The 13,823-nt window shown below is 67.4% G+C and carries 15 protein-coding genes; 9 read left to right on the top strand and 6 right to left on the bottom strand.

What is annotated here, in order from left to right:
* Positions 1–129: 129 nt before the first annotated feature.
* From ACQI5H_RS16335 to ACQI5H_RS16350, 4 genes are read left to right on the top strand one after another with little or no spacing between them, the layout of a single operon-like run.
* A complete protein-coding gene (locus tag ACQI5H_RS16335) occupies positions 130–1,293 on the top strand; it encodes a steroid 3-ketoacyl-CoA thiolase (RefSeq protein WP_427080382.1) in 1,164 nt (387 codons plus the stop codon).
* A complete protein-coding gene (locus ACQI5H_RS16340; RefSeq protein ID WP_427080383.1) occupies positions 1,294–1,680 on the top strand; it encodes a hypothetical protein in 387 nt (128 codons plus the stop codon).
* A gap of 20 nt (positions 1,681–1,700) precedes the next feature.
* Positions 1,701–2,156: a nitroreductase family deazaflavin-dependent oxidoreductase gene (locus tag ACQI5H_RS16345; RefSeq protein WP_427080384.1), complete on the top strand. Its 456-nt coding sequence runs from the start codon at positions 1,701–1,703 to the stop codon at positions 2,154–2,156.
* Positions 2,157–2,158: 2 nt separating this feature from the next.
* Positions 2,159–2,611: a nitroreductase family deazaflavin-dependent oxidoreductase gene (locus ACQI5H_RS16350; protein ID WP_427080385.1), complete on the top strand. Its 453-nt coding sequence runs from the start codon at positions 2,159–2,161 to the stop codon at positions 2,609–2,611.
* Here ACQI5H_RS16350 and ACQI5H_RS16355 read toward each other — a convergent pair.
* The gene (locus tag ACQI5H_RS16355; RefSeq protein ID WP_427080386.1) at positions 2,608–3,513 is read right to left on the bottom strand and encodes an SDR family oxidoreductase; all 906 of its coding nucleotides are present in this window, start codon (positions 3,511–3,513) and stop codon (positions 2,608–2,610) included. The genes ACQI5H_RS16350 and ACQI5H_RS16355 overlap by 4 nt on opposite strands.
* Positions 3,514–3,538: 25 nt before the next feature.
* Positions 3,539–4,297 (bottom strand): SDR family oxidoreductase, encoded by a 759-nt coding sequence (locus ACQI5H_RS16360; protein WP_427080444.1) that lies wholly within the window; start codon positions 4,295–4,297, stop codon positions 3,539–3,541.
* A 95-nt stretch (positions 4,298–4,392) separates the two neighbouring features.
* Here ACQI5H_RS16360 and echA20 point away from each other — a divergent pair, with 95 nt between their 5' ends.
* Genes echA20 through ipdC form a run of 4 tightly spaced genes read left to right on the top strand, consistent with a single transcriptional unit; the run spans position 4,393 to position 7,895 of the window.
* On the top strand, positions 4,393–5,151 hold the full coding sequence (echA20, locus tag ACQI5H_RS16365; protein ID WP_076128591.1) for a (7aS)-7a-methyl-1,5-dioxo-2,3,5,6,7,7a-hexahydro-1H-indene-carboxyl-CoA hydrolase: 759 nt from the start codon (positions 4,393–4,395) through the stop codon (positions 5,149–5,151).
* Complete coding sequence (gene ipdA, locus ACQI5H_RS16370; RefSeq protein ID WP_427080387.1) at positions 5,148–6,032, top strand: cholesterol ring-cleaving hydrolase subunit IpdA; 885 nt, start codon at positions 5,148–5,150, stop codon at positions 6,030–6,032. Before echA20 ends, ipdA begins: the two co-directional genes overlap by 4 nt.
* Positions 6,029–6,775: a cholesterol ring-cleaving hydrolase subunit IpdB gene (gene ipdB, locus ACQI5H_RS16375; protein ID WP_427080388.1), complete on the top strand. Its 747-nt coding sequence runs from the start codon at positions 6,029–6,031 to the stop codon at positions 6,773–6,775. The genes ipdA and ipdB overlap by 4 nt, the downstream gene beginning before the upstream one ends.
* Positions 6,776–6,824: 49 nt before the next feature.
* Positions 6,825–7,895: a (3aS,4S,5R,7aS)-5-hydroxy-7a-methyl-1-oxo-octahydro-1H-indene-4-carboxyl-CoA dehydrogenase gene (gene ipdC, locus ACQI5H_RS16380; protein WP_427080389.1), complete on the top strand. Its 1,071-nt coding sequence runs from the start codon at positions 6,825–6,827 to the stop codon at positions 7,893–7,895.
* Positions 7,896–7,967: 72 nt separating this feature from the next.
* Here the strand turns inward: ipdC and fadA6 are convergent, their stop codons facing one another.
* The 4 genes from fadA6 to ipdE1 form a co-directional block, all read right to left on the bottom strand.
* On the bottom strand, positions 7,968–9,128 hold the full coding sequence (gene fadA6 / locus ACQI5H_RS16385) for a steroid 3-ketoacyl-CoA thiolase FadA6 (protein ID WP_427080390.1): 1,161 nt from the start codon (positions 9,126–9,128) through the stop codon (positions 7,968–7,970).
* Between the two features lie 88 nt (positions 9,129–9,216).
* Complete coding sequence (gene kstR2 / locus ACQI5H_RS16390) at positions 9,217–9,819, bottom strand: TetR family transcriptional regulator KstR2 (RefSeq protein ID WP_427080391.1); 603 nt, start codon at positions 9,817–9,819, stop codon at positions 9,217–9,219.
* A 483-nt stretch (positions 9,820–10,302) separates the two neighbouring features.
* On the bottom strand, positions 10,303–11,091 hold the full coding sequence (gene ipdF / locus ACQI5H_RS16395; RefSeq protein ID WP_427080392.1) for a (5R,7aS)-5-hydroxy-7a-methyl-1-oxo-2,3,5,6,7,7a-hexahydro-1H-indene-carboxyl-CoA reductase: 789 nt from the start codon (positions 11,089–11,091) through the stop codon (positions 10,303–10,305).
* Positions 11,088–12,236, bottom strand: a complete 1,149-nt coding sequence (gene ipdE1, locus ACQI5H_RS16400) for an acyl-CoA dehydrogenase IpdE1 (RefSeq protein WP_076128577.1) — start codon at positions 12,234–12,236, stop codon at positions 11,088–11,090. The genes ipdF and ipdE1 overlap by 4 nt, the downstream gene beginning before the upstream one ends.
* Positions 12,237–12,282: 46 nt before the next feature.
* Here ipdE1 and fadD3 point away from each other — a divergent pair, with 46 nt between their 5' ends.
* Complete coding sequence (gene fadD3 / locus ACQI5H_RS16405; protein ID WP_427080393.1) at positions 12,283–13,818, top strand: 3-((3aS,4S,7aS)-7a-methyl-1,5-dioxo-octahydro-1H-inden-4-yl)propanoate--CoA ligase FadD3; 1,536 nt, start codon at positions 12,283–12,285, stop codon at positions 13,816–13,818.
* The last annotated feature ends 5 nt before the right edge of the window (positions 13,819–13,823 follow it).

Consider the following 13,823-nt stretch of genomic DNA (forward strand, 5'->3'; position numbering starts at 1 on the left):
CCTGCGATCCCAGGACACTAGCTGTCCTAGTGATGCTCTGGTGCCAGTAAAACATGCCTCCACCGCAGACAAAAGGCGCCCAAGCATCCTCGCTTGTCAGAGTAATGAAACGTGTTCTAGCCTGGCCCCATGGGTAACCCGGTAATCGTTGAAGCCACCCGCAGCCCGATCGGCAAGCGCAACGGATGGCTGTCAGGACTGCACGCCACCGAGCTGCTGGGCGCGGTGCAGAAGGCATTGGTGGACAAAGCCGGGATCGACGCCGGCGACGTCGAGCAGGTCGTCGGGGGTTGCGTCACCCAGTACGGCGAGCAGTCCAACAACATCACCCGGGTGAGCTGGCTCGTCGCCGGGCTGCCGGAGCATGTGGGCGCCACGACCGTGGACTGCCAGTGCGGCAGCAGCCAGCAGGCCAACGGCCTCGTCGCCGGCCTGATCGCGGCGGGCGCGATCGACGTCGGCATCGCGTGCGGGATCGAGGCCATGAGCCGCGTCGGCCTGGGCGCCAACGCGGGTCCGGACCGCACCATCCTGCGGCCCGCGTCGTGGGACATCGATCTGCCCGACCAGTTCACCGCCGCCGAGCGGATCGCCAAGCGCCGCGGCATCACCCGCGAGGACATCGACGCGTGGGGGTTCGAGTCGCAGCTGCGCGCCAAGCGGGCCTGGGAGGAGGGCCGTTTCGACCGGGAAATCTCCCCGATCGAGGCGCCGGTGCTCGACGAGCAAAAGCAGCCCACCAGCGACCGCCACATGGTCTCCCGCGACCAGGGCCTGCGCGACACCACCCTGGAGGGCCTGAGCCAGCTCAAGCCGGTCCTCGAGGGCGGGATCCACACGGCGGGCACCTCGTCGCAGATTTCCGACGGTGCGGCCGCGGTGTTGTGGATGGACGAGGACAAGGCCAAGGCGCTCGGGCTGCGGCCGCGTGCCCGGATCGTCAGCCAGGCGCTTGTCGGCGCCGAGCCCTACTACCACCTGGACGGACCGGTGCAGTCGACCGCGAAGGTGCTGGAGAAAGCCGGCATGAAGATCGGCGACATCGACCTCACCGAGATCAACGAGGCCTTCGCCTCGGTGGTGCTGTCCTGGGCACGGGTCCACGAACCCGACATGGCCAGGGTGAACGTGAACGGCGGCGCGATCGCGCTCGGCCACCCGGTGGGCAGCACCGGCAGCCGGCTGATCACCACCGCGCTGCACGAGCTGGAGCGCACCGATCAGAGCACCGCCCTGATCACGATGTGCGCCGGGGGCGCCCTGTCCACCGGCACCATCATCGAGCGGATCTAGTTGGGCGTCTCGGAGGCCGACCGCATCGCGGCGGCGCAGGCGTACATCGACGCGCTCGTCAGCCATGACGGCGATAGCGTTCCGTTTGCGGCCCGGTGCACCCGCATCGAGCAGGGAGTGAAGAACGGATTCTCCGGAAATCACCTGCGGCGCAGCCTAAATCGCGGACTTCAATATTGGGTCATCGCCGACACCACGCCACCCGATTACCGAATCAGCGGCGACGAGGTGCACGCGGCCTACGACGTGCTGACCAAGGCGGGGTTCGGCCGCAGGCGGCTCGCCGCGCGGGTTGACGAAACGTTCGTGATCCCCGCCGAAAGCGCGAGCGGCCACGCCGAAATACACCACATCAGGGTTCGCTTCCGTCCGTTCATCAAGCGCTAACGGGTCTCTAGGATGACGTCATGCCAAAATCACCGCCGCGGTTTCTGAATACGCCCTACACCGACTTCCTGATCAAGTGGATGTCACGCCTCAACACGTTCATGTACCGCCGCAACGGCGGAGAGGGCCTTGGTGGGACATTCCAGAAGATTCCCGTCGCCCTGCTGACCACCACCGGCCGCAAGTCCGGCGAACCCCGCGTGAGCCCGCTGTACTTTCTGCGTGACGGTGACCGGGTGGTGGTCGCGGCGTCGAAGGGCGGCTCCGCGAAAAACCCGATGTGGTACCTCAACCTGAAGGCCAACCCCAAGGTGCAGGTGCAGATCAAAAAAGAGGTGCTCGACCTGACGGCGCGGGATGCCACCGACGAAGAGCGCGCCAAGTACTGGCCCAAATTGGTCGACATGTACCCGTCGTACGACGATTACCAGTCCTGGACCGACCGGACCATCCCGATCGTCATCTGCGACCCCTAACGTTGCCGAGCCGACATCGGATCCGCAATTCCCGTCCAGTCGCGCTGCTGCTCAAATACTTTGCGCGTGCCCATATTTGGGTGTATCGCCGGACTGACGGCAGGATCGGCGCGAAGCTGTTGTGGCTTCCGGCGGCGCTGCTGACGACGACCGGGCGCGCATCCAACGAGCCGCGAACCACCGCGACGCTGTACGTGCGCGACGGTGATCGGGTGATCCTGCCGGCGTCGTTCGGTGGGCGCGACGAGAACCCGTTGTGGTACCGCAATCTGAAAGAAGACCCCGAGGTGCGGGTGCAGATTCGCGCGGAGCGCCTGGACCTGGTCGCCCGCGACGCAACGGACTCCGAACGCGACCGCTACTGGCCGCCCCTGATGCGGATGTATCCGCCCTACCGGAAGTACCGCGAGGCCGCGGACCGGGTGATCCCGTTGGTGGTGTGCGAACCGCGCTAGGCGCCGTAGACGGGGACCGGCGGCCGCGCCTTCGCGAGCAGGTCGGCCACAACCGGCCCCAGCTCGGCGGGCTCCCATCTGGCGCCCTTGTCGATCTGCGGTCCGTGGGCCCAGCCCTCGGCGACGCGGATCTTGCCGCCCTCGACCTCGAACACCTTTCCGGTGACGTCGCGTGATTCGGCGCTGCCCAGCCAGACGACCAGCGGCGAGACATTCTCCGGCGCCATGGCGTCGAAATCCTGGTCCTGCGTCGCCATCATCTCTGCGAAGACGGTCTCGGTCATGCGGGTGCGGGCCGACGGTGCGATGGCGTTGACGGTCACGCCGTAGCGACCCATCTCGGCGGCGCCGACCAACGTCATTGCCGCGATGCCGGCCTTGGCGGCGCTGTAGTTGCCCTGCCCGACGCTGCCCTGCAGGCCGGCGCCCGAGCTGGTGTTAATGATCCGCGCGTCAACGGTTTTGCCCTCTTTGGACAGCCCTCGCCAGTACGACGCCGCGTGCCGCATCGTGGCGAAGTGGCCCTTGAGGTGTACGGCGATGACGGCGTCGAACTCCTCCTCGCTGGTGTTGGCCATCATCCGGTCGCGCACGATGCCGGCGTTGTTCACCAGAACGTCGAGCCCGCCGAAGGTTTCGACGGCGGTCCGGACGAGGCCGGCCGCTTGGTCCCAGTCGGCAATGTTGGATCCGTTGGCCACGGCTTCGCCACCGGCCGCGGTGATCTCGTCGACCACGCCCTGCGCGGCGCTGCCTCCTCCGGCGGGTGACCCGTCCAGACCGACACCGATGTCGTTGACGACGACGCGCGCGCCCTCGGCCGCGAAGGCCAGCGCGTGCGCGCGCCCGATACCGCCGCCCGCTCCGGTGACGATGACGACACGGCCGTCGACAACTCCCATATGCCTTATCCCCTCTACTGGATCGCTACTTGATCGAGCTCGCGTTCGTGGTGGCCAGATAGTGCGGCGGCTCGCCGCCGCCGTGCACCTCCAACGAGGCGCCGCTGATGTAGGACGCGGCATCCGAGGCCAAAAAAGCTGCGGCCCAACCGACGTCCTCGGGCGTGGCCATCCTGCCCAGTGGCACATTCTTGGAGATGGCGGCGATCGAATCGGCGTCGCCGTAGAACAAGTCCGCTTGTTCGGTCTCCACCATGCCGACCACGCAGGCGTTCACCCGGACCTTCGGTCCCCACTCCACCGCCAGCGTCTGCGTCAGGCTTTCCAGGCCGGCCTTGGCCGCCCCGTACGCGCCGGTGCCGGGGCTTGGCCGCCGGCCGCTGAGACTGCAGATGTTGACGATCGATCCCCCGCCCCGCTGGTCCTGCATCTTGTCGTTTGCGCACTGCGAAACCAGCAGCGCACCAATCAGATTGAGCTCGATGATCTTGCGGTTGAACTTCGGGCTGGACTCCGCGGTCAGGACGTACGGCGAACCTCCCGCGTTGTTGACCACGACGTCGAGCCTGCCGTGCTTGTCCACGATGGAGTCGATCAGGTTCTTGACGGCTTCGTCGTCGCGGACGTCGCAGGAGTGGAACTCATAAGGCACACCCTCGACGGCGCGGCGCGCGCAGGTGATCACGGTCGCGCCCTGTGCGGCGAAAACCGAACTGATACCGGCGCCTACGCCTCGGACGCCGCCGGTGACCAACACCACCCGCCCGGCCAATCCCAAATTGATGCCTTCACCAGAAGGTGGGCCTCCGCCGGCATGAGTCACTGTGCTAGCGTACCAAGCAAGTGCTTGCTTAGGTAACCGCCCACCAGGAAGTGCCAATGACGATCACATCCACCACCACGGAACCGGGCATAGTCGCCGTCACCGTGGACTACCCGCCGGTCAACGCCATCCCTTCGCAGGGCTGGTTCGAACTCGCCGATGCCATCACGGCCGCCGGCGCCGACAGCGCCACGCACGCGGTGATCCTGCGGGCCGAGGGTCGCGGCTTCAACGCCGGCGTCGACATCAAGGAAATGCAGCGCACCGAGGGATTCACCGCGCTCATCGACGCCAACCGCGGCTGCTTCGCCGCGTTCCGCGCCGTCTATGAATGCGCGGTGCCGGTGATCGCGGCGGTGAACGGATTCTGCGTCGGCGGCGGCATCGGGCTCGTCGGCAACTCCGACGTCATCGTGGCCTCCGACGACGCGACCTTCGGGCTCCCGGAGGTGGAACGCGGCGCGCTCGGGGCGGCCACCCACCTGTCGAGGCTGGTGCCCCAGCACCTGATGCGGCGCCTGTTCTTCACGGCGGCCACCGTCGACGCCGCCACCCTGCACCACTTCGGTTCGGTGCATGAGGTGGTGCCGCGCGAGGAATTGGACGAGGCCGCGCTGCGGGTGGCGCGCGACATCGCCGCCAAGGACACCCGGGTGATCCGGGCGGCCAAGGAGGCGCTCAACTTGATCGACGTGCAACGCGTCAACTCGAGTTATCGCATGGAGCAAGGCTTTACGTTCGAGCTCAACCTCGCCGGGGTGTCCGACGAGCACCGCGACGCGTTCGCCGGGACAGCGAAGGGCAAGAAGGAGTGAGCGACAAAAGGACGACGCTGGACGACGCGGTCGCGCAGCTGCGCAGCGGCATGACGATCGGCATCGGCGGCTGGGGATCGCGGCGCAAGCCCATGGCCTTCGTGCGCGCCATGCTGCGCACCGACATCACGGACTTGACGGTGGTCACCTACGGTGGCCCCGACCTCGGGCTGCTGTGCTCGGCGGGCAAGGTCAAGCGCGTCTACTACGGGTTTGTCTCGTTGGATTCGCCGCCCTTCTACGATCCGTGGTTCGCGAAGGCACGTACCGGCGGCGCGATCGAAGCACGGGAAATGGACGAGGGCATGCTGCGCTGCGGGCTGCAGGCGGCGGCGCAGCGGCTGCCGTTCCTGCCGATCCGGGCGGGGCTGGGCAGCTCGGTGCCCGACTTCTGGGAAGGCGAATTGCAGACCGTAACCAGCCCCTATCCCGCGCCGGGCGGCGGACACGAGACGCTGATCGCCATGCCCGCATTGCGGTTGGATGCCGCGTTCGTGCACCTCAATCTCGGTGATAGCCAAGGCAATGCGGCCTATACCGGCATCGACCCCTACTTCGACGATCTCTTCCTGATGGCCGCCGAGAAGCGCTACCTGTCGGTGGAACGTGTCGTGCCGACCGAAGAGCTGATCAAGGCGGTCCCGCCGCAGGCGCTGCTGGTGAACCGGATGATGGTCGACGCGGTGGTCGAGGCGCCCGGCGGGGCCCACTTCACCACCGCCGCACCGGATTACGGCCGGGATGAGAAGTTCCAGCGACACTACGCCGAGGCCGCCTCGACCGAAGACGGCTGGCAGCGCTTCGTCCAGACTTACCTCTCGGGCGGCGAAGACGAATACCAAGCGGCCGTGCGCACGTTCGCGGAGGAGGCTTCCAAGTGAGCAGTACCCGAGCCGAAATCTGCGCGGTCGCCTGCGCCGAGTTGTTCAGGGACGCAGGCGAAATCATGGTCAGCCCAATGACGAACATGGCCTCCGTCGGCGCTCGCCTCGCTCGGCTGACGTTCTCGCCGGACATCCTGCTCACCGATGGCGAGGCCCAGCTCCTGGCCGACACCCCGGCGCTGGGCAAGGCCGGAGCGGTCGAAGGCTGGATGCCGTTCGGCCGGGTGTTCGAGACGCTGGCCTGGGGGCGGCGGCATGTGATCATGGGCGCAAATCAGGTCGATCGCTTTGGCAATCAGAACATCTCGGCGTTCGGGCCGCTGCAGCATCCGACCCGACAGATGTTCGGCCTCCGGGGCGCACCCGGCAACGCGATCAACCACGCGACCAGCTACTGGGTCGGCAACCACTCGACGCGGGTGTTCTGCGAGGCGGTCGACGTCGTCTGCGGCATCGGCTGGGACAAGATCGACGAGACAAACCCGGCGTTCAGGTTCGCCAACCCGTATCGGGTGGTGTCCAACCTCGGGGTGTTCGACTTCGGCGGCCCGGACAAGACCATGCGCGCGGTGTCCCTGCACCCCGGCGTATCGCCCGACGAGGTCAGCGAGAACACGTCGTTCGAGGTGCACGGCCTTGACGGCGCCGAGGAGACGAGGCTGCCGACCGACGACGAGCTGAGCCTGATCCGCTCGGTCATCGACCCGAAGTCGCTGCGCGACAGAGAGATACGGTCATGATTATTCCGCCTCCTCCTCATCGCTCCGCTCTGCATCGTCGGCGGTGGCTATGAGATTGCGCACGCCGCTGACCGAACTGGTCGGCGTCGAGCATCCGGTGGTGCAGACCGGAATGGGCTGGGTGGCCGGTGCCCGGCTGGTGTCCGCCACGGCCAACGCGGGCGGGCTCGGCATCCTGGCGTCCGCGACCATGACCCTGGACGAGCTGGCGAGCGCGATCGGCAAGGTCAAGGCGGCCACCGACAAGCCGTTCGGCGTGAACATCCGCGCCGATGCGGCCGACGCCGGCGACCGGGTCGAGCTGATGATCCGCGAGGGCGTGAAGGTGGCGTCGTTCGCGCTGGCGCCTAAGCCGGAGTTGATAGCGCGGCTGAAAGATGCTGGGGCGGTGGTCATCCCCTCCATCGGCGCGGCCAAGCACGCGCGCAAGGTCGCGGGCTGGGGCGCCGACGCGATGATCGTCCAGGGCGGCGAAGGCGGCGGGCACACCGGGCCAGTCGCCACGACGCTGCTGTTGCCTTCCGTGCTGGATGCGGTCAAGGGCACCGGCATCCCCGTGATCGCGGCGGGCGGATTCTTCGACGGGCGCGGCCTCGCCGCGGCCCTGTCCTACGGGGCCGCCGGGGTGGCGATGGGCACGCGGTTCCTGCTCACCTCGGATTCCACCGTGCCCGACGCGGTGAAGCGGCGGTATCTCGAGGCGGCGCTGGACGGCACGGTGGTCACCACGCGCGTCGACGGCATGCCACATCGGGTGCTGCGCACCGGGCTGGTCGAGAAGCTGGAAAGCGGCTCACGGGCAAGGGGTTTCACCGCGGCAATGCGCAATGCCGCCAAGTTCAAGAAAATGTCGCAGATGACTTGGCGGTCGATGATCAGCGACGGGCTGGCGATGCGGCACGGCAAGGAGCTGACCTGGTCGCAGGTGGTGATGGCGGCCAATACGCCGATGCTGCTGAAGGCCGGCCTCGTCGAGGGCAACACCGACGCCGGGGTGCTGGCGTCGGGACAGGTGGCCGGCATCCTCGACGACCTGCCGTCGTGCGCCGAGCTGATCGAATCGATAGTGCGCGACGCGATCGAACACCTCCAGGCGGCGTCTTCTTTCATCGAAACATAAACCACGCACACCCTTTCCGGCGTGTCGTGTGCGTGGTTATGTGTCGCGGCCAGGCGGGCGAGGCGTCGCGGCTTAGAGGCGCTCGATGATGGTGACGTTGGCCGTCCCGCCGCCCTCGCACATCGTCTGCAGCCCATAGCGGCCGCCGATGCGCTCTAGCTCGTTGAGCATGGTGGCGAACAGCTTGGCCCCGGTGGCGCCCAGCGGATGACCGAGGGCAATCGCGCCGCCGTTGGGGTTGACCTTCTCGGGGTCGGCCTTGATCTCCTTGAGCCAGGCCATCACAACGGGCGCGAACGCCTCGTTGATCTCGACGGTATCGATATCGCTGATGGACAGCCCGGTCTTCTCCAGGGCGTGGCGGGTGGCGGGGATCGGGCCGGTCAGCATGAACACCGGGTCGGCGGCGCGCGCACTGATGTGGTGGATGCGGGCCCTGGGTTTCAATCCGTGGTCCTTGACGGCCTGCTCGGAGGCCAGCAGCACCGCGCTGGCGCCGTCGGAAATCTGACTGGCCATCGCGGCCGTCAGCCGTCCGCCCTCGACGAGCGGTTTCAGGCCGGCCATCTTCTCCATCGACGACTCGCGTGGGCCTTCGTCGACGCGGAACGGCCCGGATTCGGTTTCGACGGTGAGGATTTCGTTGTCGAAGTGGCCGCCGCGGATCGCCGCGAACGCGCGCTCGTGGCTGGTCAGCGCGTAGCGCTCCATCTCCTCGCGCGACAGGTTCCACTTCTCGGCGATCAGCTCCGAGCCGCGGAACTGTGAGATCTCCTGATCGCCGTACCGGTGCAGCCACTGCTTGGATTCGTTGGTCGGTGAGGTGAACCCGAACTGCTCGGCGACGGTCATCGCCGACGAGATCGGGATCTGGCTCATGTTCTGCACGCCGCCGGCCACGATGAGGTCGGCCGTGCCGGACATGATCGCTTGCGCGCCAAAGGAAATCGCCTGCTGGCTGGAGCCGCACTGGCGATCCACCGTGACACCGGGAACCTCTTCGGGATAGCCGGCGGCCAGCCAGGAGAGCCGGGCGATGTTGCCCGCCTGTCCCCCGATGGCGTCGACGCAACCGGCGATCACATCGTCGACGGCGGCGGGGTCGACGTCGATTCGGTCCAGAAGTCCGCGCCACCCCAGCGCGCCCAGGTCGACGGGATGTATCCCGGCCAGTGATCCGCCGCGCTTGCCGACCGCGGTGCGCACAGCGTCGATGACGTACGCCTCAGGCATGGTGTCGCTCCTCTTCATCGCTTCGCCCCCCTCGCCGCTGCGCGGCTGGGGGGACCCCCACTGCATCGTCGCCGACCCGAGGCATCTTTCAGACTCCTTCTTTGGTGATCCCGCCGAGCACGATGGCGAGATATTGCTGACCCACCTGCTGCGCGGTGAGCGGCCCGCCGGGTTGATACCAGCGCACCGACACCCAGGTGGTGTCGCGGATGAATCGATAGACGAGGTCGACGTCGAGGTCGGGCCGGAAGTAGCCTTCGTCGACGCCCTGGTTGAGCACCTCGACCCACATCTTGCGTTGCTGGCGGTTCATGTCCTCGATGTAGGAGAACCGGGGCTGCGACAGCAGCCGTTTGGCTTCGTCCTGATAGATGACGACCTGCGCGTGGCGATCCTCGATAGCCTCGAACGACGCCATGAACAGGCCCTTGAGCCGCTCGAGCGGGTTGGCCTCGCTGTCCACGATCTCGCGGTATCGGGCGAACAGCCAGTCCAGGAAGCTGCGCAGCAACTCGTCGACGATCTCCTCTTTCGAGGAGAAGTGGTGGTACAGACTGCCGGACAGGATGCCGGCGCCGTCGGCGATGTCGCGCACGGTGGTGGCGCGCAGGCCCCGCTCGGCGAACATGGTCGCGGCGAGGTCCAGCAGCTCGTCTCGCCGGCTGTTCGCCTGACCGGGCACTCGGTCCACCGGATCAGAGTATCAACCAAGCGCTTGCTTGGCCAGTCGCCTGGTACCACCTGATTTGACCAGACGCGGCCGGCGCCTGCGCGGCAGGATCGTGCAGCTACGCCGTCGTAGCCGCGTGCTATACGTGGGACGTGGCAGTTGGCCCGCATTGCGTCCTCTTCCGCTACTCGCTGTGCAACTACTGGGGCCCGGATGTCTGGCCGGTCAAATTCGCCGACTACTCCGCATCGTGGGATTTCCCCCTCGGTCCCGACGGCTTGCCGACGCTCGGGTATACGAACTCCGCTGGCGTGAGCTTGCCGCCGGGAGTCGGAACGTTCTGCCGGGTCCATGTCAAACGCGCGAGAAAGCTGCGGCACCTACCGATCACGGACGCACTTGAGCGCCTCGCCAGCGACGCCGACGCACGCCCACGGCGCCTGGCGTGGCTCCGTGATATCTGCAGGTAGCTGCGCTCCTCCTTGGCGGCCTCCGTCGTTCATGTCACGGATGCTGACTCGAGACGGAGATGACCTCGCCCGTGAGGTAGCTGGAGTAGTCGCTGGCCAGAAACGCGATGGTGGCCGCGACCTCCCACGGCTCGGCGGCTCGCCCGAACGCCTCGCCCGCGGACAGCCGGTCGAGCAGGTCCGCCGACGTGGTCTTGTCCAGAAATTTGTGCCGGGCGATGCTCGGCGACACCGCGTTGATGCGCACCCCGTACTCGACGGCTTCGAGTGCGCTGCAACGGGTTAACGCCATCACCCCGGCCTTGGCGGCCGCGTAGTGCGACTGCGAGTGCTGCGCGCGCCAGCCCAGGACGCTGGCGTTGTTGACGATCACCCCGCCGTGCGGGGCGTCGCGGAAGTACTGCAGCGCCGCCCGGGTGGCGCGGAACACCGAAGTCAGGGTGACGTTCAGGACGCGATCCCACTCCTCGTCGGTCATGTCGACCACCGGTGTCTGCCCACCGAGCCCGGCGTTGTTGACCAGCACGTCGATCCGGCCCATCCGGGCATGGGCCGATGCGAACAACGCGTCGACCTGGACGCTGGACGTAACGTCGCACACCACCTTCTCGACGCGGCCCTGGCCCAGCGCCGACAGCTCGTCGGCGGTCTCCCCGAGCCGGCGTTCGTGGTGGTCGGATATCACCACGTCGGCGCCCTCGGCCAGCGCCCGCCGTGCGGTCGCCGATCCGATGCCGGTGCCCGCAGCGGCCGTCACGATGACCACCTTGCCAGCCAGAAGCCCGTGTCCGGCAACCTCTTTCGGTGCGTCGGCCAGACTCATCCCTTAACCTCTCGCGGTAGGCCGAGCACCCGCTCGGCGATGATGTTGCGCTGGATCTCGTTGGATCCGCCGTAGATGGTGTCGGCGCGAGTGAACAGATACAGCCGCTGCCACTCGTCGAACTCACCATCGGAGAGCGTCAGGCCGGGCTTGCCGATGACGTCCATCGCCAGCTCGCCTAGGTCGCGATGCCAGTTGGCCCACAACAACTTCGACACGTTGTCCTGGCCGGGCTGCTCGACGTCCATGGTGGCCAGCGCGTACGAACGCATCGCCCGCAGCCCCGTCCACGCCCGCGTCAACCGCTCCCGAATGAATGGATCGTCCGCGGCGCCGTTGCGCTGTGCGAGTTCCGCGAGGTTGGAAAGCTCACGGGCATAACGGATTTGCTGCCCTAGCGTCGAGACGCCACGCTCGAACGTCAGCGTTCCCATGGCGACCCGCCAGCCGTCGCCCGGCTGGCCGACCACCATCGACGCGTCGGTGCGGGCGTCGTCGAAGAACACCTCATTGAACTCCGCGGTGCCGGTGATCTGGACGATCGGCCGGATCTGCACGCCCGGCTGGTCCAGCGGCACCAGCAGATACGACAGCCCGGCGTGCCGCTTGGAGCCCTTCTCGGTGCGCGCCACCACAAAGCACCACTGCGACAGGTGCGCCAGCGACGTCCATACCTTCTGGCCGTTGATCACCCACTGGTCGCCGTCCAGCTCGGCGGTGGTCGATACGTTGGCCAGGTCGCTGCCGGCGCCGGGCTCCGAATATCCCTGGCACCACAGCTCGGTGACGTCGAGGATCCGCGGCAGGAACCGCTCCTGCTGCTCGGGTGTTCCGAACGCGATCAGCGTCGGGCCGAGCAGCTCCTCGCCGAAGTGGTTGACCTTGTCCGGGGCGTCGGCGCGGGCGTACTCCTCGTAGAAGGCCACCCGATGCGCCGTCGAAAGCCCGCGGCCGCCGTGCTCGACCGGCCACCCCAGACAGGTCAGCCCCGCGGCGGCCAGATGCTGATTCCAGGCCCGGCGCTCTTCGAACGCCTCGTGCTCACGACCGGGACCGCCCAGGCCCTTGAGCGCTGCGAATTCGCCGACCAGATTGTCGGCGAGCCAACCGCGGACCTCCGCCCGGAACTCCTCGACGTCCTGCATGCCCTGTAGGCTAACCTACCAAGCACTTGCTTTGTTAGGAGCATCGATGACTGACGATCCGCGCACCGTGCCCGCGGCGCTGGACCGTTTCGCCGATCAGCTCCCCGACCACGCCGCGCTGATCACCGACGACCGCTCGTTCACCGCGGCCGAGCTGCGCGACGAGGTGCACCGCGCGACGGCCGCACTGATCGCACTCGGCGTCCAACACCGCGACCGGGTGGCCATCTGGTCGCCGAACACCTGGCACTGGGTCGTCGCCTGCCTGGCGATTCACCACGCCGGAGCCGCGATGGTGCCGCTCAACACCCGCTACACCGCCTCGGAAGCCGCCGATATCCTGGCCCGCACCGAGGCGCCGGTGCTCTTCGGGATGGGCCGATTCCTCGGCAACGAGCGGCTCGCCGACCTCGACCGCGCGGCCCTGCCCGCGCTGCGGCACATCGTGCGGATACCGATCGAAGCCGAGGACGGCACCTGGGACGACTTCATCGCCCAGGGTGCGGCGTCGGCGGGCGTCTCCGAGCGCGCCGCGGCCGTGTCACCCGACGACGTCAGCGACATCCTGTTCACCTCAGGCACCACCGGCCGCAGCAAAGGCGTGCTGTGCGCACACCGGCAATCGCTCTCGGCGTCGGCCTCGTGGGCCGCCAACGGCAAGATCACCAGCGACGACCGCTACCTGTGCATCAACCCGTTCTTTCACAACTTCGGATACAAGGCCGGCATTCTGGCCTGCCTGCAGACCGGCGCGACACTGATCCCGCACCTGACCTTCGATCCGCTGCGCACGCTGCAGGCCATCGAGCAACACCGCATCACCGTGTTGCCCGGCCCGCCGACGATCTACCAGACCCTGCTCGACCACCCGGCCCGCAACGACTACGACCTGAGCTCGCTGCGATTCGCGGTGACCGGCGCGGCCACCGTTCCCGTGGTGTTGGTGGAACGCATGCAGTCCGAGCTGGACATCGACATCGTGCTGACCGCCTACGGCCTGACCGAGGCCAACGGCATGGGCACCATGTGCCGCGCCGACGACGACGCGGTGACCGTCGCCACCACCTGCGGCCGCCCGTTCGCGGACTTCGAATTGCGCATCGACGCAACGGAATCCGGTGAATCGGGAGAGGTGCTGCTGCGCGGGCCCAATGTGATGCTGGGCTATCTCGACGACCCGCAGGCCACCGCCGCGGCCATCGACGCCGACGGCTGGCTGCACACCGGTGACATCGGTGCCGTCGACAAGGCCGGAAACCTGCGCATCACCGACCGGCTCAAGGACATGTACATCTGTGGCGGCTTCAACGTCTATCCCGCCGAGGTCGAGCAGGTGCTGGCCCGGATGGAGGGCGTGGCCGACGCCGCCGTGATCGGGGTTCCCGACGAGCGCCTGGGCGAGGTGGGCCGGGCATTCCTGGTGGCCCGGCCCGGCGCCAACCTCGACGAGCAATCGGTAATCGCTTATGCCCGTGAACATTTGGCGAACTTCAAGGCACCCCGGTCGGTGCGGTTCGTCGACGCGTTGCCGCGCAATGCGGGCGGCAAGGTGGTCAAACCACAACTTCGAGAGCAAGGCTGATTGGA

Origin of the sequence: Mycobacterium heidelbergense, assembly GCF_050205645.1 — a bacterium.
GTDB classification, from domain to species: Bacteria; Actinomycetota; Actinomycetes; order Mycobacteriales; family Mycobacteriaceae; genus Mycobacterium; species Mycobacterium heidelbergense_A.

Excerpts from the sequence above, each read along its gene's own strand:
- ACQI5H_RS16335 (WP_427080382.1), top strand. The coding sequence starts at position 130 with ATGGGTAACCCGGTAATCGTTGAAGCCACCCGCAGCCCGATCGGCAAG.
- ACQI5H_RS16345 (WP_427080384.1), top strand. The coding sequence starts at position 1,701 with ATGCCAAAATCACCGCCGCGGTTTCTGAATACGCCCTACACCGACTTC.
- ACQI5H_RS16355 (WP_427080386.1), bottom strand. The coding sequence starts at position 3,513 with ATGGGAGTTGTCGACGGCCGTGTCGTCATCGTCACCGGAGCGGGCGGC.
- echA20 (WP_076128591.1), top strand. The coding sequence starts at position 4,393 with ATGACGATCACATCCACCACCACGGAACCGGGCATAGTCGCCGTCACC.
- ipdC (WP_427080389.1), top strand. The coding sequence starts at position 6,825 with ATGAGATTGCGCACGCCGCTGACCGAACTGGTCGGCGTCGAGCATCCG.
- fadA6 (WP_427080390.1), bottom strand. The coding sequence starts at position 9,128 with ATGCCTGAGGCGTACGTCATCGACGCTGTGCGCACCGCGGTCGGCAAG.
- ipdF (WP_427080392.1), bottom strand. The coding sequence starts at position 11,091 with ATGAGTCTGGCCGACGCACCGAAAGAGGTTGCCGGACACGGGCTTCTG.
- ipdE1 (WP_076128577.1), bottom strand. The coding sequence starts at position 12,236 with ATGCAGGACGTCGAGGAGTTCCGGGCGGAGGTCCGCGGTTGGCTCGCC.
- fadD3 (WP_427080393.1), top strand. The coding sequence starts at position 12,283 with ATGACTGACGATCCGCGCACCGTGCCCGCGGCGCTGGACCGTTTCGCC.